The organism is Pseudomonas sp. RW409, assembly GCF_003184125.1.
Classification (GTDB): Bacteria; Pseudomonadota; Gammaproteobacteria; order Pseudomonadales; family Pseudomonadaceae; genus Aquipseudomonas; species Aquipseudomonas chlororaphis_I.
In genome coordinates, this window is the sequence record NZ_QHHP01000004.1 from 877,849 (window position 1) to 898,953 (window position 21,105).

26 protein-coding genes are annotated in these 21,105 nt (G+C 63.4%); 12 read left to right on the top strand and 14 right to left on the bottom strand.

Going from position 1 to position 21,105, the window contains the following annotated elements; genetic code table 11:
* Positions 1–103 precede the first annotated feature (103 nt).
* From DK261_RS06525 to DK261_RS06535, 3 genes are all read right to left on the bottom strand, one after another.
* Complete coding sequence (locus tag DK261_RS06525; RefSeq protein WP_016701711.1) at positions 104–1,009, bottom strand: acyltransferase; 906 nt, start codon at positions 1,007–1,009, stop codon at positions 104–106.
* A complete protein-coding gene (gene pta, locus DK261_RS06530; RefSeq protein WP_028681669.1) occupies positions 1,010–3,109 on the bottom strand; it encodes a phosphate acetyltransferase in 2,100 nt (699 codons plus the stop codon). It lies immediately after the preceding gene.
* Positions 3,110–3,171: 62 nt separating this feature from the next.
* Positions 3,172–3,510 (bottom strand): DUF3565 domain-containing protein, encoded by a 339-nt coding sequence (locus tag DK261_RS06535; RefSeq protein ID WP_080684157.1) that lies wholly within the window; start codon positions 3,508–3,510, stop codon positions 3,172–3,174.
* Here DK261_RS06535 and DK261_RS06540 point away from each other — a divergent pair.
* From DK261_RS06540 to DK261_RS06550, 3 genes are all read left to right on the top strand, one after another.
* Positions 3,479–3,964, top strand: coding sequence for a peptidylprolyl isomerase (locus DK261_RS06540; protein ID WP_007929845.1), 486 nt, complete (start codon positions 3,479–3,481; stop codon positions 3,962–3,964). The two genes, DK261_RS06535 and DK261_RS06540, sit on opposite strands and share 32 nt — an antisense overlap.
* Positions 3,965–4,099: 135 nt before the next feature.
* Positions 4,100–4,582, top strand: coding sequence for a glutathione peroxidase (locus DK261_RS06545; protein ID WP_009047015.1), 483 nt, complete (start codon positions 4,100–4,102; stop codon positions 4,580–4,582).
* Between the two features lie 207 nt (positions 4,583–4,789).
* Complete coding sequence (locus DK261_RS06550) at positions 4,790–5,893, top strand: NADH:flavin oxidoreductase (protein ID WP_038630618.1); 1,104 nt, start codon at positions 4,790–4,792, stop codon at positions 5,891–5,893.
* 107 nt (positions 5,894–6,000) lie between these two features.
* On the opposite strand, the gene DK261_RS06555 is transcribed toward DK261_RS06550, so the two are convergent.
* Positions 6,001–7,200 carry a glycosyltransferase family 1 protein gene (locus DK261_RS06555; RefSeq protein WP_009047017.1) on the bottom strand — a complete coding sequence of 400 codons (1,200 nt, stop codon included), beginning with the start codon at positions 7,198–7,200 and terminating at the stop codon, positions 6,001–6,003.
* Positions 7,201–7,240: 40 nt separating this feature from the next.
* Positions 7,241–7,996, bottom strand: a complete 756-nt coding sequence (gene cysZ, locus DK261_RS06560; RefSeq protein ID WP_110175433.1) for a sulfate transporter CysZ — start codon at positions 7,994–7,996, stop codon at positions 7,241–7,243.
* Between the two features lie 311 nt (positions 7,997–8,307).
* Between cysZ and trxB the strand changes: the two genes are divergently transcribed.
* Positions 8,308–9,270: a thioredoxin-disulfide reductase gene (gene trxB / locus DK261_RS06570; RefSeq protein WP_009047019.1), complete on the top strand. Its 963-nt coding sequence runs from the start codon at positions 8,308–8,310 to the stop codon at positions 9,268–9,270.
* A gap of 161 nt (positions 9,271–9,431) precedes the next feature.
* Here trxB and DK261_RS06575 read toward each other — a convergent pair whose 3' ends face one another.
* The 6 genes from DK261_RS06575 to DK261_RS06600 form a co-directional block, all read right to left on the bottom strand.
* Positions 9,432–9,770: a HopJ type III effector protein gene (locus tag DK261_RS06575; protein ID WP_110175434.1), complete on the bottom strand. Its 339-nt coding sequence runs from the start codon at positions 9,768–9,770 to the stop codon at positions 9,432–9,434.
* Positions 9,763–10,059 carry a DUF1244 domain-containing protein gene (locus DK261_RS06580; protein ID WP_009047021.1) on the bottom strand — a complete coding sequence of 99 codons (297 nt, stop codon included), beginning with the start codon at positions 10,057–10,059 and terminating at the stop codon, positions 9,763–9,765. Before DK261_RS06580 ends, DK261_RS06575 begins: the two co-directional genes overlap by 8 nt.
* 37 nt (positions 10,060–10,096) lie before the next feature.
* Positions 10,097–10,468, bottom strand: coding sequence for a dihydroneopterin triphosphate 2'-epimerase (gene folX / locus DK261_RS06585; RefSeq protein ID WP_007929829.1), 372 nt, complete (start codon positions 10,466–10,468; stop codon positions 10,097–10,099).
* Positions 10,469–10,470: 2 nt separating this feature from the next.
* Positions 10,471–11,031 (bottom strand): GTP cyclohydrolase I FolE, encoded by a 561-nt coding sequence (gene folE, locus DK261_RS06590; protein ID WP_110175435.1) that lies wholly within the window; start codon positions 11,029–11,031, stop codon positions 10,471–10,473.
* Between the two features lie 21 nt (positions 11,032–11,052).
* On the bottom strand, positions 11,053–11,763 hold the full coding sequence (folM, locus tag DK261_RS06595; protein ID WP_009047023.1) for a dihydromonapterin reductase: 711 nt from the start codon (positions 11,761–11,763) through the stop codon (positions 11,053–11,055).
* Positions 11,764–11,925: 162 nt separating this feature from the next.
* Entirely contained in the window at positions 11,926–12,498 is a 573-nt protein-coding gene (locus tag DK261_RS06600) for an antibiotic biosynthesis monooxygenase (RefSeq protein ID WP_041985916.1), read from the bottom strand.
* Between the two features lie 213 nt (positions 12,499–12,711).
* Here DK261_RS06600 and DK261_RS06605 point away from each other — a divergent pair, with 213 nt between their 5' ends.
* Complete coding sequence (locus DK261_RS06605; protein ID WP_041985913.1) at positions 12,712–13,671, top strand: MerR family transcriptional regulator; 960 nt, start codon at positions 12,712–12,714, stop codon at positions 13,669–13,671.
* Positions 13,672–13,701: 30 nt separating this feature from the next.
* On the opposite strand, the gene DK261_RS06610 is transcribed toward DK261_RS06605, so the two are convergent.
* Together DK261_RS06610 and DK261_RS06615 are read right to left on the bottom strand one after the other, a co-directional pair.
* Positions 13,702–14,307, bottom strand: a complete 606-nt coding sequence (locus tag DK261_RS06610) for a hypothetical protein (protein WP_028681672.1) — start codon at positions 14,305–14,307, stop codon at positions 13,702–13,704.
* 55 nt (positions 14,308–14,362) lie between these two features.
* The gene (locus tag DK261_RS06615; protein WP_009047027.1) at positions 14,363–14,836 is read right to left on the bottom strand and encodes a PAS domain-containing protein; all 474 of its coding nucleotides are present in this window, start codon (positions 14,834–14,836) and stop codon (positions 14,363–14,365) included.
* Positions 14,837–14,991: 155 nt separating this feature from the next.
* Here DK261_RS06615 and DK261_RS06620 point away from each other — a divergent pair, with 155 nt between their 5' ends.
* Positions 14,992–15,447: a flavodoxin gene (locus DK261_RS06620; protein WP_016701722.1), complete on the top strand. Its 456-nt coding sequence runs from the start codon at positions 14,992–14,994 to the stop codon at positions 15,445–15,447.
* Here the strand turns inward: DK261_RS06620 and DK261_RS06625 are convergent.
* On the bottom strand, positions 15,428–16,324 hold the full coding sequence (locus DK261_RS06625; protein ID WP_009047029.1) for a LysR family transcriptional regulator: 897 nt from the start codon (positions 16,322–16,324) through the stop codon (positions 15,428–15,430). The genes DK261_RS06620 and DK261_RS06625 overlap by 20 nt on opposite strands.
* 110 nt (positions 16,325–16,434) lie before the next feature.
* Here DK261_RS06625 and DK261_RS06630 point away from each other — a divergent pair, with 110 nt between their 5' ends.
* From DK261_RS06630 to DK261_RS06655, 6 genes are all read left to right on the top strand, one after another.
* Positions 16,435–16,821, top strand: a complete 387-nt coding sequence (locus DK261_RS06630) for a CidA/LrgA family protein (RefSeq protein ID WP_016701724.1) — start codon at positions 16,435–16,437, stop codon at positions 16,819–16,821.
* The gene (locus tag DK261_RS06635) at positions 16,811–17,497 is read left to right on the top strand and encodes an LrgB family protein (RefSeq protein ID WP_016701725.1); all 687 of its coding nucleotides are present in this window, start codon (positions 16,811–16,813) and stop codon (positions 17,495–17,497) included. Before DK261_RS06630 ends, DK261_RS06635 begins: the two co-directional genes overlap by 11 nt.
* 154 nt (positions 17,498–17,651) lie before the next feature.
* Entirely contained in the window at positions 17,652–18,434 is a 783-nt protein-coding gene (locus DK261_RS06640) for a class II aldolase/adducin family protein (protein WP_110175436.1), read from the top strand.
* A complete protein-coding gene (locus DK261_RS06645; RefSeq protein ID WP_110175437.1) occupies positions 18,434–19,336 on the top strand; it encodes an alpha/beta fold hydrolase in 903 nt (300 codons plus the stop codon). Before DK261_RS06640 ends, DK261_RS06645 begins: the two co-directional genes overlap by 1 nt.
* Before the next feature lie 212 nt (positions 19,337–19,548).
* Complete coding sequence (locus DK261_RS06650) at positions 19,549–20,460, top strand: SDR family oxidoreductase (protein ID WP_016701727.1); 912 nt, start codon at positions 19,549–19,551, stop codon at positions 20,458–20,460.
* A gap of 105 nt (positions 20,461–20,565) precedes the next feature.
* Complete coding sequence (locus DK261_RS06655) at positions 20,566–20,922, top strand: hypothetical protein (RefSeq protein ID WP_009047035.1); 357 nt, start codon at positions 20,566–20,568, stop codon at positions 20,920–20,922.
* Positions 20,923–21,105: the final 183 nt, after the last annotated feature.

Consider the following 21,105-nt stretch of genomic DNA (forward strand, 5'->3'; position numbering starts at 1 on the left):
TTGAGAAGGCTATCGCGGGCAAGCCTCGCTCCTGCACAGGAGCAACACGCTCGCTTCTGTAGGAGCGAGGCTTGCCCGCGATGAGGCCCTTACAGGCGCTTCATTACTTCCCCGGATACTCCCGATGCATCTGCTCCAGCAGCGCATCCTTGTTCTGCCACAGCTGGTTGATCCAGCCCTGGAACTCTAGGCGGTACACGCCATCCTGGTCGTAGTTCTTGCCGATGAACTGCGGTGGAATCGGCAGCTCCTCGAAATGCACCACCACTTCATTGACCTTGCCGCACAACAGGTCCCAGTAACCCGGCTGGCCCGCCGGGTAGTGGATGGTGACGTTGACGATGGACTCCAGTTGCTCGCCCATGGCGTCCAGCACGAAGGCAATGCCGCCGGCCTTGGGCTTGAGCAGGTGGCGGAACGGCGAGGCCTGTTGCGCATGCTTGGCCTTGGTGAAGCGTGTGCCTTCGACGAAGTTGAAGATGCCCACCGGGTTGTCGCGGAACTTCGCGCAGGTCTTGCGGGTGGTCTCCAGGTCCTTGCCCTTTTTCTCCGGGTGTTTTTCCAGGTAGGCCTTGGAGTAGCGCTTCATGAACGGGAAGCCCAGGGCCCACCAGGCCAGGCCAATCACCGGGACCCAGATCAGTTCCTGCTTGAGGAAGAACTTCAGCGGGCGGATACGCCGGTTGAGCACGTACTGCAGGACCATGATGTCGACCCAGCTCTGGTGGTTGCTGGTGATCAGGTACGAGTGCCGGTAGTCCAGGCCGTCGAGCCCGCTGAGGTGCCAGCGGGTGTGCCCGAACAGGTTCATCCAGGCCTTGTTGTTGCTGATCCAGGCTTCATGGATGTGGCTCATCAGCCAGTCGGTGAAGCGCTGGGCCGCTGGGAAAGGCAGCAGCAACTTGAAGATCGCCACCACGAACAACGGTGTACAGCAGACGATGGTGTTGAGTGCCAACAACAGCGAGGCGATCACGCCTCGCAGCGGTGCAGGTAGAAAATCCAGCATTTACACATCCAGAGGTCGGTTGGCGGCTTGAATCGCAGTCAGGGCAATGGTGTAGACGATGTCGTCGACCTGGGCGCCACGGGGCAGGTCGTTCACCGGCTTGCGCAGGCCTTGCAGCATCGGCCCGAGGCTGACGCAGTCGGCGCTGCGTTGCACGGCCTTGTGGGTGGTGTTGCCGGTGTTCAGGTCGGGGAACACGAACACCGTGGCCTTGCCGGCGACCTGGCTGTTGGGTGCCAGTTGCTGGGCCACGGCTTCGTTGGCCGCGGCGTCGTATTGCAACGGGCCGTCGATCAGCAGCGAGTTCTGGGCTTCATGGGCCAGCAGGGTGGCTTCGCGGACTTTCTCCACTTCTTCACCGCTGGCCGACTCGCCGCTGGAGTAACTGATCATCGCCACCCGCGGGGTGATGCCGAACGCGGCCGCCGAGTCGGCGCTTTGCAGGGCGATCTCGGCCAGTTCGCTGGCGCTCGGGTGCGGGTTCATCACGCAGTCGCCGTAGACCAGCACCTGCTCGGGGAACAGCATGAAAAACACCGACGACACCAGGGTGCAGCCCGGCGCGGTCTTGATCAGTTGCAGGGCCGGGCGGATGGTATTGGCGGTGGAGTGGATCAGGCCGGAGACCAGGCCATCGACTTCGTCCAGGGCCAGCATCATGGTGCCGATCACCACCGGGTCTTCCAGTTGCTGTTCGGCCATCGGCGCGTTGAGGCTCTTGCTCTTGCGCAGCGCCACCATCGGCTCGACGTAGCGTTCGCGGATCTGGTCCGGGTCGATGACTTCCAGGCCAGGCGGCAACTCGATGCCCTGGGCCCGGGCGACCGCCTCGACATCCGCCGGCTTGGCCAGCAGCACGCAACGGGCGATGCCGCGCGCCTGGCAGATCGCCGCGGCCTGCACGGTCAGCGGCTCGCTGCCTTCGGGCAGGACAATGCGCTTGTTGGCTTCCTGGGCGCGCTGGATCAACTGGTAGCGGAACACCGCCGGCGACAGGCGCATTTCCCGCGGCGTGCCGCAACGCTGGTGCAGCCACTTGGCGTCCAGGTGGCTGGCGACGAAGTCGGTAATGATCTCCGCGCGCTCGCGGTCATCGATGGGGATTTCCTTGTTCAGGCTGTTCAGCTGGTTGGCGGTGTCGTAGGAGCCGGTGCTCACCGACAGCACCGGCAGGCCGGCATTCAGGGCGCCGCGACACAGGTCCATGATCCGCGGGTCGGGCAGGGTGTCGCTGGTCAGCAGTAACCCGGCCAGGGGCACGCCGTTGATCGCCGCCAGGCTCACGGCGAGGATGATGTCGTCGCGATCGCCGGGCGTCACCACCAGCACGCCGGGCTTGAGCAGCTCCACGGTGTTACGCATGGTGCGCGCGCAGATGATGATCTTGGTCATGCGCCGGCTTTCGTAGTCGCCGGCGTTGAGCACCTGGGCGCCCATCAGGTCGGCGACGTCGCGGGTGCGCGGCGCGTTCAGTTCCGGCTGGAAGGGGATGCAGCCGAGCAGGCGGAAGTCGCCGCTGCGCAGCAGGGGCGAATGCTCTTTCAGACGGGCGGAAAAGGCCTCCATGCTTTCGTCGGTATGCACCTTGTTGAGGATCACCCCCAGCACTTTCGGGTCGCGCGGGCCGCCGAACAGTTGCGCTTGCAACTCCACGCGACCGGACAGCTCGGTGAGCACTTCGTTTTCCGGGGCGGACACCAGGATCACCTCGGCATCCAGGCTTTTCGCCAGGTGCAGGTTGACCCGTGCGGCATAGCTGGCGCTACGGGTCGGCACCATGCCTTCGACCACCAGCACGTCCTTGCCGACGGCCGCCTGCTGGTAGAGGGTGATGATTTCTTCCAGCAACTCGTCCAGCTGGCCGTCGCCGAGCATCCGTTCGACATGGGCCAGGCCCAGCGGCTGCGGCGGTTTCAGGCCATGGGTGCGGGCCACCAGCTCGGTCGAGCGCTCAGGGCCGGTATCGCCTGGGTGAGGCTGGGCAATGGGTTTGAAGAAGCCGACCTTGAGGCCGGCCCGTTCCAGGGTACGCACCAGCCCGAGGCTGATGGAGGTCAGACCCACGCCAAAATCGGTGGGTGCGATAAAAAAAGTTTGCATGCGGATTCTCGAAGGGTGCATGGCAACGGTGAGTCGCTTATGTGTACTGCTCTACCGGAAATTCAGGCGCCAAGGTTAGCGCTAACCGAGCCTTGTGCGCACCAACCGCAGGCAAAGGGCTGGCCTATTTTTTCCAGGCGTTTGTGCGGATCCAGGATCCAGGCCCGCGATTGCCAGGGCGGCTGGTGGCGCAGGTGCTGGGTATGGCCACAGGACAGCTCGACGACCCAGTGGCCGTCTTCATCCTGATGAAAGCCGACGATCGTCGAGCCTGGCGCCGCGTTCCGTTTGTCCGGGTTCCGTTCGCTTTCGGACGATTGCTTCGCTAAACTTGGACGTTCTTCATTCTTATGCAAAAGGTCTCGCCCCATGCTGATCGCCGCCAATAAGGCTGTCTCCATCGACTATACCCTCACCAACGACGCTGGTGAGGTCATCGACAGCTCTGCCGGCGGCGCCCCGCTGGTCTACCTGCATGGCGCAGGGAACATCATTCCAGGCCTGGAAAAGGCCCTGGAAGGCAAGAACGTCGGCGACGAGCTGAGCGTTGCCGTTGAGCCGGAAGATGCCTACGGCGAATACGCCGCCGAACTGGTCAGCACCCTGAGCCGCAGCATGTTCGAAGGCGTCGACGAACTGGAAGTGGGCATGCAGTTCCACGCTTCCGCTCCGGACGGCCAGATGCAGATCGTCACCATCCGCGACCTGGACGGCGACGACGTGACCGTCGACGGCAACCATCCGCTGGCCGGCCAGCGCCTGAACTTCAAGGTCAAGGTTGTCGACATCCGTGACGCCAGCCAGGAAGAAATCGCCCATGGTCACGTCCATGGCGAAGGTGGCCATCACCACTGATTTCTGCGCTAAGCTCAAATCTGACTGGAGAGGCGCCCGAGGGCGCCTTTTTAGTCGGCGGCTTTTATCGCCGGGCAACAGGCGGTACTGTCGAGTGGCTGTTTTCTGCAAGAACACGGGAATCTGGAGTTCGTCATGAGTGCTTTTCACGACCTTAAATTGAAAGCCCTGGATGGTCAGGAGCTACCGCTCGCGCCTTTCAAGGGGCACGTCGTGCTGGTGGTCAACGTCGCCTCCAAGTGTGGTCTGACACCACAATACGCGGCGCTGGAGAACCTCTACCAGCAATACAAAGGCCAGGGGTTCAGCGTGCTGGGCCTGCCGTGCAATCAGTTCGCCGGGCAGGAGCCGGGCTCCGAACAGGAGATCCAGGAGTTCTGCAGCCTCAACTACGGGGTGACCTTTCCGTTGAGCAGCAAGCTGGAGGTCAACGGTCCGGAGCGCCATCAGTTGTACCGTCTGCTGGCGGGCGAAGGGGCGGAATTCCCGGGCGACATCACCTGGAACTTCGAGAAGTTCCTGCTGGGCAAGGACGGCCGCGTCCTGGCGCGTTTCTCCCCACGCACCGCACCCGATGATCCGACCGTGGTCCAGGCCATCGAAAAAGCCTTGAGCTGAATCTGCACGCCGGGCCCCGCTGCCCGGCCGGTTTTACCGCGCGTTCGCGCATCCCTCGCTTCTCTGCGCTTTGGCACCTTAATCACCCCGGTCAATAGTGCTGGGCGTTGCTTGGGACACGGAATATTATCGCCATCATAAGGCCGTCGGCGCACTCGCCCGACCTGCCGCTTCCCGCGATTCAGACCCTCAGCCCTGGAGTACAGCATGCCCGTTCAAGCCTTGTTCAAACCCTTTCAGCTGGGTGCCCTGGAGCTGTCGAGCCGTGTGGTGATGGCGCCGATGACTCGTTCGTTTTCCCCGGGTGGCGTGCCGAACTCGAAAGTCATCGAGTACTACCGTCGTCGCGCCGCGGCCGGGGTCGGCCTGATCATCACCGAAGGCACCACGGTCGGGCACAAGGCCTCCAACGGTTATCCGAACGTGCCGCGCTTTTATGGCGAAGCGGCCCTGGCCGGCTGGAAGAAGGTGGTGGACGCGGTGCATGCCGAAGGCGGCAAGATCGTTCCGCAGCTGTGGCATGTGGGCAACGTGCGCCGCCTGGGCACCGAGCCGGATGCCAGCGTGCCGGGTTACGGCCCGTCGGAAAAGCTCAAGGACGGCCAGGTGGTGGTCCATGGCATGACCCAGGACGATATCCGTGAAGTGATCGCCGCCTTCGCCCAGGCCGCCAAGGATGCCCAGAGCATCGGCATGGACGGCGTGGAGATCCATGGCGCCCACGGCTACCTGATCGACCAGTTCTTCTGGGACGGCAGCAACCAGCGTACCGACGAGTACGGTGGCGACCTGGCCCAGCGTTCGCGGTTTGCCATCGAGCTGATCCAGGCCGTGCGCGCCGCGGTGGGCCCTGGCTTCCCGATCATCTTCCGCTTCTCGCAGTGGAAGCAGCAGGACTACAGCGCTCGCCTGGTACAAACCCCCGAGGCCCTGGGTGAGTTTCTCAAGCCGCTGGCGGAGGCCGGTGTGGATATCTTCCACTGCTCCACCCGGCGTTTCTGGGAGCCGGAGTTCGAAGGCTCCGAGCTGAACCTGGCCGGTTGGACCCGCCAGCTCACCGGCAAGCCGACCATCACCGTGGGCAGCGTCGGCCTCGACGGCGAGTTCCTGCAGTTCATGGTCAATACCGACAAGGTGGCGCAGCCGGCGAGCCTGGAAAAACTCCTGGAGCGCTTGAACAATGATGAGTTCGACCTGGTGGCAGTAGGGCGCGCATTGCTGGTGGACCCGGACTGGGCGCAGAAGGTGCGTGACGGTCGCGAGCAGGACATCCTGCCGTTCAGCCGTGAGGCGTTGATGACGCTGGTCTGAGCGCAGCGCCTGGAAAGGCTATCGCGGGCAAGTCGGATCGCCGCCCTCTCGCTCCTGCACGAACGGTGATTCTGTAGGAGCGAGGCTTGCCCGCGATGCTTTTTAATCTAGGGCAAAAGCCGCCCCTCAGGCATCAGCACGGTTTCCGTGCAGGCACCCCGCAGCTGGGTTTCAAATTGCTCGATGATCGCCGCCCAGCCCTGACGGCTGGCATGCTGGCGAGCATTGAGGCGTACCCGACGCAAGGTCTCGCGCTCCTCCAGCAGCCAACTGGCTGCATCGCAGAACGCGCATTCGTCCCCGGGCATCGCCAGCACACCGTTGTAGCCATGGCGAATATGCTGGGCCGCCGCGGCCTGGTCGTAGGCCACCACGGCCAGCCCCGAGGCCAGGGCCTCGAGCACCACGTTGCCGAAGGTTTCGGTCAGGCTCGGGAACAGAAACAGATCCCCCGAGGCATAGTGACTGGCCAGTGCTTCACCGCGCTGCGAGCCGCAAAACACCGCGTCCGGCAACTCCTTCTGCAGCACCGCGCGTTGCGGGCCATCGCCCACCACGATCAACTTCATGGACTGCTGTGGATAAGTCTCCTGCAGCTGGGCGAAGCAGCGCTTGAGCAGGCCCAGGTTCTTCTCCGGCGCCAGGCGGCCGACATGGATCACCGCGATATCGTCGCTGCCCAGGCCCCAGCTTTCGCGCAGCTTGTTGAGGCGTTTGGCTGGGTGGAACAGTTGGCTGTCGACCCCGCGGGACAGCAGTGCCAGGCGTTCGAAGTTACGCCGCTCCAGTTCCAGGCGTTGGCTGGCGCTGGGCACCAGGGTCAGCTTGGAGCGGTTGTGGAACCAGCGCAGGTAGTGGGTCAGCAGGCGCGTCAGCAAACCCAGGCCGTACTGGCTGGAGTACTGCTGGAAGTTGGTGTGGAAACCGCTGACCACGGAAATCCCCAGGCGCCGCGCCGCTCGTAGCGCGGACAGGCCCAGCGGGCCTTCGGTGGCGATGTACAGCACATCCGGGCGATGGCGTTTCCAGCGCCGCAACAACTTGTGCATCGACGACTGGCCCCATTGCAGCCCCGGATAGCCTGGCAGCGGCCAGCCACGGCACAGCAGCAGACCGTCGTCGCTGACCCGGCTCTGATCGCTGCCCTGGCGCGGGCGGATCAGTTCCACCTGGTGGCCACGGGCGCGCAATCCATCGCACAAGCGGCCAAGGGTATTGGCCACGCCATTGATTTCCGGTGGGAAGGTTTCGGTGATCAGAGTGATATGCAGAGCTGTCGTCATGACCTCAGTGTCAGCCGAGGCCATGTCGTCATTGTGACGTTGCGATGATGGATTTATGACCTGCTCAGCGTTGCTGGACCACCAGGTTTTCCGCGCCGCGCTCACGCACCCAGAACAGCGTCGCCCCGGCCACCGCCGCCGGCATCATCAGGATGTTGACCACCGGGATCAGCAGCACCAGGTAGACGATCCCGCCAAAGCTCATGCTCTGCCAGCGCTTTTCCCGCAGCCAGGCGAGCATCTCGTTCCAGCCCAGCTTATGGTTGTCCGCCGGGTAGTCGATGTACTGGATCGCCATCATCCACACGCCGAACAGCAGCCACAGCGGCGCGGCCACCAGGTTCACCATCGGAATGAAGGACAGGATGAACAGGCCGATGGCCCGCGGTAGGAAATAGCCCAGCTTGCGCATTTCCCGGGCCAGGGTGCGCGGGATCATGGCCAGCAGTTCGGCCCAACTGAAGGGCGGGAAATTGTCGGTGCCGCGGACCACCACTTCGACTTTCTCCGCGAGAAAACCGTTGAAGGGCGCGGCGATCACGTTGGCCAGCATGGTGAAGGTGAAAAACACCATCAGCAGCACCAGCACCACGAACAGCGGCCAGAGGATGTAGCTGAGAAAGCTCAGCCAGTCCGGCAAAGAAGGCATCAGGGTGTCGACCCACAGGCTGAACTGGTGGCCGGCGAAATAGATCAATCCGACGAACAGCACCAGGTTGATGGCCAGGGGCAAAAGGACGAACAGACGCAGGCCGGGGCTGAGCACCAGCTTGAGGCCTTCGCGCAGGTATTGCGGGCCGGACAGAACGGGGGCGGGCATAGGGAGCTCCGTGCAAGGGGAAAACGCGCCGACCTTACCGGCTTTGCCCCACCGGCGAAAGCGCGGTCGCAAGGTCGACATCAACTGTAACAAAGGCGCCGGTAAATACACCGATACCGGATAGAGACCTCCTATGAGCTGGATTGTTAAACCGTATTTCCTTAATCTTCGCCCCCTCTATACGCTGCACCCATTATTTTCGGACGGGCGAACCTGAAGCCTTCCCCAAGTGCTTTCGCCGTCCTTTTTTATTCCAGCCGGCAATCCGGCGTTCCGCGCCAGAGATCCGGGCCGGTCGATAGGAGTGAGTCATGTCTGATGTACGTCATTCGCGTGTGATTATTCTCGGTTCCGGCCCTGCCGGTTACAGCGCCGCGGTCTATGCCGCCCGCGCCAACCTGAAGCCGCTGTTGATTACCGGCATGCAGGCCGGCGGTCAGCTGACCACCACCACCGAAGTCGACAACTGGCCGGGCGACGTCCACGGCCTGACCGGCCCGGCGCTGATGGAGCGCATGCGTGAACACGCCGAGCGTTTCGAAACCGAAATCGTCTTCGATCACATCAATGCCGTGGACTTCGCCGCCAAGCCTTACACCCTGACCGGCGACAGCGCGACCTACACCTGCGACGCCCTGATCATCGCCACCGGCGCCAGCGCCCGTTACCTGGGCCTGCCTTCGGAAGAAGCCTTCATGGGCAAAGGCGTGTCGGCCTGCGCGACCTGCGACGGTTTCTTCTATCGCAACAAGCCAGTGGCCGTGGTCGGTGGCGGTAACACCGCTGTCGAAGAAGCCCTGTACCTGGCCAACATCGCCAGCAAGGTCACCCTGATCCACCGTCGCGATACCTTCCGCGCCGAGAAGATCCTGATCGACAAGCTCAATGCCCGGGTTGCCGAAGGCAAGATCGAGCTCAAGCTGAACGCCAACCTGGACGAAGTACTGGGCGACAACATGGGTGTCACCGGTGCGCGCCTGAAGAACAACGACGGCAGCTTCGACGAGATCAAGGTCGACGGCGTGTTCATCGCCATCGGCCACACCCCGAACACTTCGCTGTTCGAAGGCCAGCTGGAACTCAAGGATGGCTACCTGGTGGTGCAGGGCGGCCGTGAAGGCAACGCCACCGCGACCAGCATCGAAGGCATCTTCGCCGCCGGTGACGTGGCCGACCACGTGTACCGCCAGGCCATCACCTCGGCCGGCGCCGGCTGCATGGCTGCGCTGGACACCGAGCGCTACCTGGACGGCCTGCAGAACGCTTCGTTCTGAGACCATTGAAATGAAAAAACCGGCCCAGGCCGGTTTTTTTGTATCTGTTGCTTCTATAGGAGCGAGCGGGCGGCGATCCGACTTGCCCGCGATCCAGACAACGCGGTGCTTCAGATAGACCGCATGGTGATCATCGCGGGCAAGCCTCGCTCCTACAGAGATCAGCGGCGCTTGAGTGGCTGCTGCGCGAACTTCACACCCGCCAGGCCATAGGCGATCAGCGCGCGGATATTGCCGTGGTCGCTGCCTTCAGGGGTGGCCAGCACCGAGCGGTAATGCTCGCCGAACGCCAGCAGCGCTTCTTCGTCGCTCAAGCCTTCCAGCAGGGCCAGGCCCAGGGTCTTGCACGAACCTTCGTTCTGCCCGGCGGCGTTCTCCACGCCGCCGTTGTCGAAGGCCTGTGGCTGGTAGTCGTAGCCGGCGGCGATAAAGGCCAGGGTGTCGGCGAAGACGTGCTCGCCGCTCTTGAGGCTGGCGCGCAGGGTGTTCAGGTCAGTCATGGGGTTTTCCTTTGGCGAACGCCGCTTGCTGCTCGGCGCTGGCTTCTTTCTGGTAGAGAGTCTTCCACTCGGCGTAGGGCATGCCATACACCACTTCACGGGCGTCATCGAGGCTGACCTCGATCTGGCGCTCGTCGGCCTCGGCCTTGTACCACTTGGACAGGCAGTTGCGGCAGAAGCCGGCGAGGTTCATCAGGTCGATGTTCTGCACGTCCTTGCGGCTGTCCAGGTGCGCGACCAGGCGACGGAAGGCGGCGGCTTCGAGTTCCAGGCGTTGTTGCTCGGTCATGTTCGGCTCTGTGCGATCAAATGTGGCGCGGATGATATCAGCGGCTGGCCGCGAGGGTGATCGACACCGACTCGGCGAAACGCAGGGCGTGGGGTTTGTCGACCTCGACCTCGGCGTACAGCACCGATTCGTTGGCCATGATCAGATCGAGGATCTCCTGGGTCAGGCGCTCGAGCAGGGCAAAGCGGTTGCCCTCCACGTGGGCGATGATCGCCTTGGTGATGGTGCGGTAGTTCAGCGCATGGTCGATGTCGTTGTCGCGCACGGCTTCCTGCGCGGCATACAGGATGGTCAGGTTGATCAGCACATCCTGCTTGTTGAGGATCTCGTCCTCGTTGATTCCGATGAAGGTCCGCAGGCACAGGTCCTTGACCCGGATGCGAGCCATTCCTGGCTGAAGTTGTGGCATTGCTACTTGCTCCGTCCGATCAATTGCAGGAATTCCTGGCGCGTGGTGCTCGACTCGCGAAAGACGCCGAGCATCACCGAGGTGTGCATGGTCGAGTTCTGCTTCTCGACGCCGCGCATCATCATGCACATGTGCTGGGCTTCGATGACCACCGCGACGCCGGCGGCCTGGGTCACCCGCTGCACCGCGTCGGCGATTTCCCGCGTGAGGTTTTCCTGGATCTGCAGGCGGCGGGCGAACATGTCGACGATCCGGGCGATCTTCGACAGGCCCAGCACCTTGCCGGTGGGAATATAAGCCACATGGGCCTTGCCGATGAAGGGCAGCAGGTGATGTTCGCACAGCGAATAGAGTTCGATGTCGGCGACGATGACCATTTCATCGTTGTCGGAGGCGAACAGCGCGCCATTGACCACCTCGTCCACCGACTGGTTGTAGCCATGACACAGGTACTGCATGGCCTTGGCCGCGCGTTGCGGGGTGTCGAGCAGGCCTTCGCGCTCGGGGTCTTCGCCGAGATCCTTGAGGATCTCGCGGTAATGCTGGGGCAGGGAAAGCGTCATGTAACGTCCTCGCGGGAAGCCTTACTTGAGGTGCCGCCCGCCGTTGACGGTCAGGGTAGTGCCGGTGACATAAGGGTTGTCGAGCAGATAACGCAGGCTCTGGTAGATCACTTCGCAACCGGGCTCGATGCCCAGGGCGGACTTGGCCAGGGCCTTGGCGCGGTAGGCCGCGTCGTCGTCGGGATTGAACATTAACAGAGCCGGGGCGATGCCGTTGACCTTGATCGTCGGAGCATATTTCGCTGCGAAGGACAGGGTCAGGCTGTCGAGGCCGGCCTTGGTGGCGCAATAGGCGATGTGCTTGCTGCTGCCGCGGCGGGTGACGTCGTCGCCGATGTGCACGATGTCGGCGGGGCTCACGCGTCGCAGCAGGTCGGCGCAATGCAGATTGATCAGGTAGGGCGCGAGCATGTGCACGCTGAACATGTCGACGAAGGCCGCGCTTTCCTGGCCGGGTGTTTCCTCCAGCCATTGCGAGGCGTTGTGCACGATCGCCCGCAGGCTGTCGGTGTGCTCGTGCAATTGGCTGATGAAGGCCTGGATCCCGGCTTCGCTGGAGAAGTCGGCGAACAGGGCCATCGCGCCACGCTCGCGCAAGGCCTGCACGCCCGGGCGCTCGGTGCGGTAGCTGATGATCACCCGATGACCGTCTTCCAGCAGGCGCAACGCGCAATGCAGGCCGACACGCTGGCCGGCGCCGGTGATCAGGATCGGGGCAGGGGAAGTAGTCATGAACGGCTCGCGTCGCAGGTAGAGCAAAACTATACCAGCGCCGGGCGGGGTTCGCCCAAGCCGCTGCAGGAGCGAGCGGACGGCGATTCGACTTGCCCGCGATGATGGCGCCGCGGTCTGTCTGGCAGACCGCGTTATCGCTCATCGCCGGCGAGTCGGCTGCTACAGGTGGCTCTGTGGGGACGGTGCTGTCGGCAGCGGACGGGCCGGCGTGCTGTTCAACCACCGGGACAACAGGCGGGTGGACAGCGGAATGAACCAGTAGACCATCAGCGGCGTCAGGGCCAGGGTGCTGACGAGCACCCGCGGCACCAGGCTGAGTTCACCCAGCAGCGGGTTGAGGATGAAGTTGAAGATCAGCGACACCGGGAAGAAGGCCAGCCAGATGGCCACCGCCTGTTTCCAGCGGGGTGGACGCTGGCCGGCCGCGCCGAACCAGCCGTCTATGCCTCTGACCCGGTGTTCATGGGGGTGGGCGAACAGGTCGCTGCCGCGGGCCAGCCAGGCCATGCGCGAGGCGGAGTGTTCCCAGACGTGCAGGGTCTGCTCGTCGGCGAAGCGGAAGATGATCTGGAATTCGTCATCGTCGGGCGGCGGGGCGAGCACGCCGGAGCCGAGATAACCGGGGAAGTCGGTGGCCAATTGTTCGCCTTCGCGCAGCCAGGCGATCAGGTCCTGGTAACGGCCATCGGCGACACGCCGGGCGACCATCAGGGTGACGGGTGAGGTAGACATTATGTATCTCCGTAAAACCAATGCGTTGCCTGGGTAAGGCAGTACGCCGGACGCAGCTGCGGGGTATTGGGCTGCGTCTTGGAAGCAAGCAAGGATTATTCCTGATTGTGACAAATACACCAGAGGCAGCGGTCGCTTTGCCCTGTGTTGAAGAACTGTCACCGATGGGGAGTAGAATGGCCGTCACTTTATCCATCGGTGTTTTCTGCCCAGATGCCCGTCATTACTGAACTTGCCCGCCCGACACAGCCCCTCGACCAGCCCTCGCAGGACGATCTGTTTCCGATCCGGGAAGTTTCACGGCTCACGGGGATCAACCCGGTGACCCTGCGGGCCTGGGAGCGTCGTTATGGCTTGATCCAGCCGACACGCACCGAAAGTGGGCATCGTCTGTATTCGATGCGCGATGTTGAGACAGTCCGCGAGATCCTCGGCTGGATCGATCGTGGTGTCGCGGTCAGCAAGGTCGGCAAGATCCTCGCCAAGACCCGGGCCGCCCGCGAGGCGCCACAGGCCATGCCGGGCGACAGCGAATCGGGCGATTACCTGCAGTGGCAGGGGCAGCTCAAGCGGGCGGTTGGCGAATTCGACGAGCCGTACCTGGAGCGGCTGTACGGCCAGATTTTCTCCAGCTATTCGCTGTCGGTGGTGTTCCAGGACATTCTCATGCCGTTCTGGCGGCAGCTGGCGCAGCACCAGGAACCTTACGGCCACACCAGCGAATGGCTGTTCTTCGATCAATTCCTGCGTTCGCGGATCTCCCAGCGCCTGCTGTTGCAGCGCGGCAGCCAGCCGCGCCCGGTGCTGCTGGCGGCGCTTGCCGGGCAATGCCGGGAGCTGGAGTTGCTGGTGGCGGCGCTGATGCTTGGCAGTGCTGAAGTGGAAGTGCGGGTGCTGGCGCTGGGGCAGCCGTTCGATGAACTGACCCTGGTCTGCGAGAAGATCAAACCCCAGGCGCTGGTGCTGTTTTCCAATCACGCCCCGGCGCCGGAGCTGCCTCGACGCTTGAACCGCCTGGCGCTGACCCTGGAGTGTCCGCTGATGCTGGCGGGGGATGTCGCCGAGTTGGCGCAGGACAGCCTGAGCGCTTCGCCGGTGGGCTGCCTGGGGAGTGACGGACGTTTGATGATGCAGCGCCTGCGGCAGTTTCTCAGCGGCACGCTCGATACCTGAGTTCATACCCAGGCAGAGAAACGCGCGACTTCAGACGTGCAGGTTGGGGTGTGCCAGGCGGTGCTGTTGCAGGATGAACTGGCGCAGGCGCTCGGTTTCATCCTTGTCGCTCTGGTTCAACCGATAGGCATAGAAGCCTGCCTCGGTCTGGCGTTCGAGGCGGCCGCGCAGGGCGATGCGCTCGTAGCCCGAGGGGCTGAACCACTGGGCGAACTGCTTTGGCGCTTTGGCCCGGTTGCGGATTTCCAGCAACACGCTGTTGAACGACACCTCATGCACCCACAACGCAGTGGGCTGCCCCTTGGCGTTTTCCAGGGCCACCGGCTCCGCCAGCGTCAGGCGCCATGGGCGGACCCTCGGCCCGTCCTCGAAGATGCTCGGCACGCCCAGGCGCAGATGCAGGGCGTGGAATTCGTCCTCCACCAGATGCAGGGGAAAGGTTATCTGCTGGTTTTCAAAGTGCGCCTGGATGGTCACTTGCTCGTTGGCCGCCAGGCGGGTGAGCAAGTCGCGGATCTGTGAGCCCCCGTTGACCAGCAGGCTCGAGTTCGCATCCCGCACGTTGAGTTGCGGGTTGTGCTGCATGGTCTGAATGAAGTCCAGTTCATCCTGGGTGAGGAGAGCGTCACGGCGCATGATGTTGCTCGAAGGAGAAAGTGACAAAATCATTGGTGATTAAGCGTACTGACAACTAATTCGACATCTTGTTAGCGCCATTCGTCGCCTGGTAATCGGCGAGTTTCGCGCGGGTTTCGGCCAGTTCCTTTTCCACCTGCGCCAGCCGTTGCTGGGCCTTGACCTGGACCGTCACATCTTTCTGCACACCGACAAAATAGGTCAGCTGGTCGCTTTCGTTGAACACCGGGGTGATCGACAGCTCGTTCCAGAAGTGACTGCCGTCCTTGCGGTAGTTGCGCAGCACCTGGCGGCAGGGCTGGCCGCTATCCAGGGCCTGGCGAATCAGCGGGATTCCCGGCTGGTCACGGTCGCCCGACTGGAGAAAGCGGCAGTCCTGATACAGCACCTCGTCGGCGCTGTAGCCGGTGAGGCGTTCGAACGCCGGGTTCACGTAGATGATGATGTTGTCTTCGCCTTCCTGTTCGGCAACGACGATCCCGTCGTTGGAGGCGTTGATCACCAGTTGCAGCAGGTGGGCGTTGATCATCGGGAGCTTCCGCAAGCGATCGGCAAGTGGCGGCAATTCTAAGACATGGCGCGAGGCTGTCCACTGGCCATTATGGGTAAATCGCGCTACAAGGCTGGATTTTATCGCGCAGCTGCTAATATCCCAGCCTTTTACTCAGCTTCAGGATCAGATTGATGAAAGTCGCCATCCTTTCCGGCTCGGTGTACGGCACGGCTGAAGAAGTCGCCCGGCACGCCGCCAAACTCCTCAATGCCGCAGGTTTCGAGGCCTGGCACAACCCGCGCGCGACCCTCGCGGACGTCCAGGCGTTCGGCCCCGAGGCCTTCCTGGCCGTGACCTCGACCACCGGCATGGGCGAGCTGCCGGACAACCTGCTGCCGCTGTATTCGGCCATTCGCGATCAACTGCCGGCGGCCTGGCGCGGTTTGCCCGGCGCGGTGATCGGCCTGGGCGATTCGAGCTATGGCGACACCTTCTGCGGCGGTGGCGAGCAGATGCGCGAGTTGTTCGCCGAACTGGGCGTGCGGGAAGTGCTGGAAATGCTGCGCCTGGACGCCAGCGAAAGCGTGACCCCGGAAACCGACGCCGAGCCTTGGCTGGCCGAGCTGATCAGCGCTCTGCGCGGCTGACCGGACGCTCGCGCAGCAGCGCCAGCCAGGCTTGCGCGGCCTTGGACAGATAGGCGCCCTGACGCCAGATGAAGGCGATGTCCCAACGCAGGTAGTCGGGCGCTTTCAGCGTCAGGCGCACCACGCCGGGCCGGACCAGGCCGCGCGCCACCACGCTGGGCAACAGCACCACGCCTTGCCCGGCGGCCACCAGGGCGGCGAGAAAGTCCGCCTGGCCGCTGCGCCCGCCTTCCTTCGGGGTGAACCCCACCTGCTGACAGGCCTGCAACAGCCGGTCGTTGAGCACGAAACTGCGCTGATAAAGCAGGAACGGCGTGTCCGCCAGTTCCTCCAGGCGCACCTGGGCCTTGATCGCCAGCGGATGATCGGCCGGTAGCAAGGCATCCAGCGGTTCGTCGCAGAACGGCTGGTAGGCGAAGGTCGGATCCTTGGGCGTCAGGCTGCCGCCGATCTCCAGTTCGCCGTTGAGCACCGCCTGCTCGATATTCAGGCTGCCGCCTTCCAGCAACTGCACGCTGATGTTCGGGTAGCGTCGGCGGTACTCGGCGAACAGGCCGGCGAACAGTGCGTCGCTGCCCAGCAGGGGCAGGCCCAGGCGCAATTCCCCGCGGGCCAACTGGCTCAGGTCGTCGAGCTCGCTGAGCAGCTCATTGCGCAGGCGCAGCATGCCTTCGGCGCGTTGCAGCACCACGCTGCCGGCGGCGGTGAGGTGAATGTGCGAGCCCTGGCGATCCAGCAATGGCGTGCCCAGGCTCTGCTCCAGCTGGGCGATCTGCTTGCTCACCGCCGACTGGCTGATGTGCAGGGTCTTGGCGGCCTGGGTGAAGCCGCCCTGGTGAATCACTTCGACAAAGCTGCGCAGCTGTTTGAAATCCATGTTTTGGGTCCGTGTTCTGAATTCCATTCTGGAATGGCTTCCAGTCTAACAATTCGCTTCGGTGATGGCAGGCGCTTGCCTAAAATGCAGGCCTGCGAGGACCGAATTCCATGAACGCTTCCACCTTGAAACACCTGGGTCGCCTGTTATCCGAACTGGCGGTGTTGCTGGCTATTTATCTGTTCGGCTGCCAGCTGGCCGGGTGGCTGGCGTGGCCGATTCCTGGCGGGGTGGTCGGGCTGGCCCTGCTGTTGCTGGCGTTCGCCCTGGGCTGGATCAAGCCGGCGGCATTGCAGATGGGCGCGGGCCTGCTGATGGCCGAGATGCTGCTGTTCTTCATTCCGGCGCTGATGAGCCTGCTGGACTACGGCGGCCTGCTGCGCCAGGACGGCTGGCGGATCCTGTTGGTGATTGGCGTCAGTACGCTGATGGTGATGCTGGTCACCGCGTTCACGGTGGAATGGGTGTGCCGCTGGAGAATGCGCCATGACGCTTGAACCCATGCCGATGTTCTGGCTGCTGCTGACACTCGCGGCCTATCTGTTCAGTCGCTGGATCTACCGGCGCACCGGGCGCTACCTGCTGTCGCCGCTGATCCTGGTGCCGGCCCTGTTGCTGGCGATCGCTGTGCCGCTGCACACCGCCTATGCCGAATACTCCGCCAACACCCACTGGCTGATGCTGGTGCTGGGACCGGTCACCGTGGCCTTCGCGGTGCCGATCTGGCAGCAGCGGCAACTGCTGATTCGCCATTGGCCGGCATTGCTGCTGGGCATGCTGGCGGGCAGCGCGGCGTCCATCGCCAGCTCTTTCGGACTGGCGCGGGTGCTGGCCCTGGACAGCTCGGTGACTATGTCCCTGGTGCCGCGTTCGATCACCACGCCCTTCGCCATGCCGCTGGCCCATGACCTGGGCGGCGTACCCGAACTGACGGCGGTGTTCGTGATGTTCACCGGAGTGTTCGGCGCCATGCTCGGCGGTGTCCTGCTCAAGTGGCTGCCGCTGCGCAGCGCCCTGGCTCGCGGTGCGTTGTTTGGGGTCGGCGCCCACGGCGCCGGGGTCAGCCGCGCCCATGAAGTCGGCGGTGAAGAGGGCTCGGTGGCGGGGCTGGTGATGGTTCTCACCGGCCTGCTGAACCTGTTCGCCGCCCCTTTATTGGCGTCGTTGCTTTGACGTTTGACCTGTGCCGATTGGAACTAAAATGACCACTGACTCGCTCGGTCAGTAAGCTGGCTGCAAAGGCAACTACCTGAACCCGAGGGGCTGACTAGACTGACTCCACGTCCGAAAAAATAATAAAAAAACTGCCGTCACTGAGGTCCTTGCCGTGAGCCTATCCTCCGCTCCGTCGACATCGAGTGTGAAAGACCAGGTCAGCGCCGCCGAATGGCAGACCCGCGTCGATCTGGCCGCCTGCTATCGCCTGGTGGCGATGCATGGCTGGGACGATCTGATCTTCACCCACATCTCCGCCAAGGTCCCTGGCACCGAAGATTTCCTGATCAACCCGTTCGGCCTGATGTTCCATGAGATCACCGCCTCCAGCCTGGTGAAGGTCGACCAGGCCGGCAACAAGCTGATGGACAGCCCCTACGAGATCAATCCCGCCGGCTACACCATCCACAGCGCCGTGCACGAAGTGCGGCACGATGTGGCCTGTGTGCTGCACACCCACACCGCGGCCGGGGTCGCGGTGTCCGCGCAGCAGCAGGGGGTGTTGCCCATCAGCCAGCAGTCGCTGTTCGTGCTGTCGAGCCTGGCCTATCACGCCTATGAAGGCGTGGCCCTGAACCACGAGGAAAAGGCCCGGTTGCAGGCCGACCTCGGCGACAGCAATTTCCTCATGCTGCACAACCACGGTCTGCTGACCTGTGGCGGCACCATCGCCGACACCTTCCTGATGATGTTCACCTTCCAGCGCGCCTGCGAGATCCAGGTGCTGGCGCAGAACGGTGCGGCGCAACTGATCGCCATCGAGCCGCAGATTCTGGCCGGGGCCAAGGCGATGATCGCCGGGGTCACCAAAAGCGCTCAAGGCATGGGCGGCGCGCTGGCATGGCCGGCACTGCTGCGCAAACTCGATAAACACGACGCGGGTTATAAACTCTGATGCCTATGGCCGAGATTCCTCTGTGCGTGTGGCGCAAGCGCGGACATAGTTTCGTGTTTCGCGGCCATGCCATTCGCTACTGGACCGCGGGGCAGGGCGAGCCACTGCTGCTGATCCATGGTTTTCCCACCGCTGCCTGGGACTGGCATTACCTGTGGCAACCCCTGGCCCAGCGCTATCGAGTGATCGCTTGCGACATGCTGGGGTTTGGCGACTCGGCCAAGCCGCGGAACCACGAGTACAGCCTGCTGGAGCAGACGGACCTGCAACAGGCCTTGCTCGAGCACCTGGGGGTCGATACCCCCGTGCACCTGCTGGCCCACGATTATGGCGACAGCGTCGCCCAGGAAATGCTCGCCCGGCACTACGAAGAGCGCTGCGACATTGCCAGCTGTGTGTTCCTCAATGGCGGCCTGTTCCCGGAAACCCATCGTCCGGTGCTGACGCAGAAGCTGCTGCTCAGCCCGCTGGGCTGGATGCTCGGCCGCGTCTTCAGCCGTGAGGGCCTGGCCAAGAGCTTCGCCCAGATCTTCGGCCCGCAGACCCGGCCCAGCGAAAGCGTGCTGGATGACTTCTGGAGCCTGGTGGAGGCCAATAACGGCCCGCGGATCCTGCACAAGCTGATCGGCTACATTCCCGAGCGCCGGGTGCAGCGCGACCGCTGGGTGAGTGCGATGCAGCGCGGCGACGTGCCGCTGCGGGTGATCGACGGCGCGGTGGATCCGATTTCCGGGGCGCACATGGTCGAGCGTTACTGCGAACTGATCCCTGCCCCGGATACCGTGCTGCTGGCCGGTATCGGTCACTACCCGCAGACCGAAGCCCCGGTCCAGGTGCTCAAGCACTATCTGGCCTTTCGCGACAGCCTGGAGTTTCCACCGCGCAAACTGGCCTGTTCCTGAGACACCCGCTGTCCGCAGCTATCGCGATGCTGCGAACTTGGCCTGTGCGCGCCAGGCGCTGGTGCATCCCTCCACATCGTTACCCCTCGATCATCCCCCTGCCTTATTGCGCACCATTCAGCTCCAGCCGTGTTTATTGTGACCGCCAGCCGCGTGCCTGAGACTCGAAGTCGTTGTCCGTCTGTTGTCCATCTGGCCTGTGGGAGTTCGGTATGAGTGAGTCTGTACGCTTCGAGAATAAAGTCGTGATCGTCACCGGTGCCGGCGGCGGTCTGGGGCAGGCTCATGCATTGCTGTTCGCCAGGCACGGGGCGAAGGTCCTGGTCAACGACCTGGGCGGCTCGACCCAGGGCGAGGGCGCCAATGCCTCGGCGGCGGACCGGGTGGTGGCGCAGATCCGCGAAGCCGGCGGCATCGCCGAGGCCAACCATGACTCGGTGACCGACGGCGACAAGATCGTGCAGAACGCCCTGGATGCCTTCGGCCGCGTAGATGTGGTGGTGAACAACGCCGGCATCCTGCGCGACAAGACCTTCCACAAGATGGAAGACGCCGATTGGGACCTGGTGTACCGCGTCCACGTCGAAGGCGCCTACAAGGTGACCCGCGCCGCCTGGCCGCACATGCGCGAGCAGGGTTATGGCCGGGTGATCTTCACCGCGTCCACCTCCGGCATCTACGGCAACTTCGGCCAGTCCAACTACGGCATGGCCAAGCTCGGCCTCTACGGCCTGACCCGCACCCTGGCCATCGAAGGCCGCAAGAACAACATCCTGGTCAACGCCATCGCACCGACCGGCGGCACGCGGATGACCGAAGGGCTGATCCCGCCGCAGGTGTTCGAGCAACTCAAGCCGGAGCTGGTCAGCCCGCTGGTGGTGTACCTGGGCAGCGAGAACTGCCAGGAGACGTCCGGCCTGTTCGAGGTCGGCGGTGGCTGGATGGGCAAGGTGCGCTGGGAGCGCAGCCTGGGCCTGGGCTTCGATCCGCGCGAAGGTTTCTCCCCGGAAGATGTCGCCGCACACTGGCAGCAGATCTGCGACTTCGAAGGCGCGGTGCACCCCAAGGACAATATCGAAGCCTTGAGAGAGATGATGCAGAACCTGCAGAAATACACGATCTGAAGCAGCCCTCCGGCCGCCCCGTACAGCCGCGGCCCGCGCGGCTGTACGCCTGATGCGTGGGTCACTATGCTCGTCGAACATCGACCGCATAAGGACACGCAGCCCATGTACGAATCCAAGACCCAGCCGCTGTTATCGCGCCTGTTGTTTCTGCGCCGCTTGTTTCTGCACGTCCTGGCCACCCTGGGCCTGATCGGCGTCTCGCTGTTGCTGGGGATTGCCGGGCATCTGTATTTCGAGCCGGGTGTCAGCGGCTACGACGCCCTGTTCAACGCCGCGATGATGCTCGGCGGTATCGGGCCCGCGGCCATGCCCGCCACGGCGGGGGGCAAGCTGTTCTTCGCCAGCTACGGCCTCTATACCAACCTGGTGTTCGTTGCCGCCTTCGGCCTGATCCTGGCGCCGGTGGCCCATCGTCTGTTGCATCGCTTCCACTGCGAACCCGACGAGCCCAAAGGCTGAAATGCCCCCCCTGTAGGAGCGAGCTTGCTCGCGATAGCCGCAAAGCGGCGCTCCATCAGCCACACCGCATCATCGTTGAGGTTCTTCGCGAGCAAGCTCGCTCCTACAGAAAACTGTGGGCATAAAAAAGGCCGCTGCAAGGCAGCGGCCGAAGGAAGACGTTAGATCAAGGAGCAACAAATC

Coding starts and splice junctions, on each gene's coding strand:
- DK261_RS06575 (WP_110175434.1), bottom strand. CDS start 9,770: ATGACTGACCTGAACACCCTGCGCGCCAGCCTCAAGAGCGGCGAGCAC.
- DK261_RS06625 (WP_009047029.1), bottom strand. CDS start 16,324: ATGGATTTCAAACAGCTGCGCAGCTTTGTCGAAGTGATTCACCAGGGC.
- DK261_RS06605 (WP_041985913.1), top strand. CDS start 12,712: ATGCCCGTCATTACTGAACTTGCCCGCCCGACACAGCCCCTCGACCAG.
- DK261_RS06620 (WP_016701722.1), top strand. CDS start 14,992: ATGAAAGTCGCCATCCTTTCCGGCTCGGTGTACGGCACGGCTGAAGAA.
- DK261_RS06550 (WP_038630618.1), top strand. CDS start 4,790: ATGCCCGTTCAAGCCTTGTTCAAACCCTTTCAGCTGGGTGCCCTGGAG.
- DK261_RS06580 (WP_009047021.1), bottom strand. CDS start 10,059: ATGACCGAGCAACAACGCCTGGAACTCGAAGCCGCCGCCTTCCGTCGC.
- pta (WP_028681669.1), bottom strand. CDS start 3,109: ATGCAAACTTTTTTTATCGCACCCACCGATTTTGGCGTGGGTCTGACC.
- DK261_RS06545 (WP_009047015.1), top strand. CDS start 4,100: ATGAGTGCTTTTCACGACCTTAAATTGAAAGCCCTGGATGGTCAGGAG.
- DK261_RS06635 (WP_016701725.1), top strand. CDS start 16,811: ATGACGCTTGAACCCATGCCGATGTTCTGGCTGCTGCTGACACTCGCG.
- DK261_RS06535 (WP_080684157.1), bottom strand. CDS start 3,510: ATGGAGACAGCCTTATTGGCGGCGATCAGCATGGGGCGAGACCTTTTG.
- DK261_RS06555 (WP_009047017.1), bottom strand. CDS start 7,200: ATGGCCTCGGCTGACACTGAGGTCATGACGACAGCTCTGCATATCACT.
- DK261_RS06540 (WP_007929845.1), top strand. CDS start 3,479: ATGCTGATCGCCGCCAATAAGGCTGTCTCCATCGACTATACCCTCACC.
- cysZ (WP_110175433.1), bottom strand. CDS start 7,996: ATGCCCGCCCCCGTTCTGTCCGGCCCGCAATACCTGCGCGAAGGCCTC.
- DK261_RS06630 (WP_016701724.1), top strand. CDS start 16,435: ATGAACGCTTCCACCTTGAAACACCTGGGTCGCCTGTTATCCGAACTG.
- DK261_RS06650 (WP_016701727.1), top strand. CDS start 19,549: ATGAGTGAGTCTGTACGCTTCGAGAATAAAGTCGTGATCGTCACCGGT.
- DK261_RS06610 (WP_028681672.1), bottom strand. CDS start 14,307: ATGCGCCGTGACGCTCTCCTCACCCAGGATGAACTGGACTTCATTCAG.
- folX (WP_007929829.1), bottom strand. CDS start 10,468: ATGCCACAACTTCAGCCAGGAATGGCTCGCATCCGGGTCAAGGACCTG.
- DK261_RS06645 (WP_110175437.1), top strand. CDS start 18,434: ATGCCTATGGCCGAGATTCCTCTGTGCGTGTGGCGCAAGCGCGGACAT.
- folE (WP_110175435.1), bottom strand. CDS start 11,031: ATGACGCTTTCCCTGCCCCAGCATTACCGCGAGATCCTCAAGGATCTC.
- DK261_RS06615 (WP_009047027.1), bottom strand. CDS start 14,836: ATGATCAACGCCCACCTGCTGCAACTGGTGATCAACGCCTCCAACGAC.
- DK261_RS06655 (WP_009047035.1), top strand. CDS start 20,566: ATGTACGAATCCAAGACCCAGCCGCTGTTATCGCGCCTGTTGTTTCTG.
- trxB (WP_009047019.1), top strand. CDS start 8,308: ATGTCTGATGTACGTCATTCGCGTGTGATTATTCTCGGTTCCGGCCCT.
- DK261_RS06525 (WP_016701711.1), bottom strand. CDS start 1,009: ATGCTGGATTTTCTACCTGCACCGCTGCGAGGCGTGATCGCCTCGCTG.
- folM (WP_009047023.1), bottom strand. CDS start 11,763: ATGACTACTTCCCCTGCCCCGATCCTGATCACCGGCGCCGGCCAGCGT.
- DK261_RS06600 (WP_041985916.1), bottom strand. CDS start 12,498: ATGTCTACCTCACCCGTCACCCTGATGGTCGCCCGGCGTGTCGCCGAT.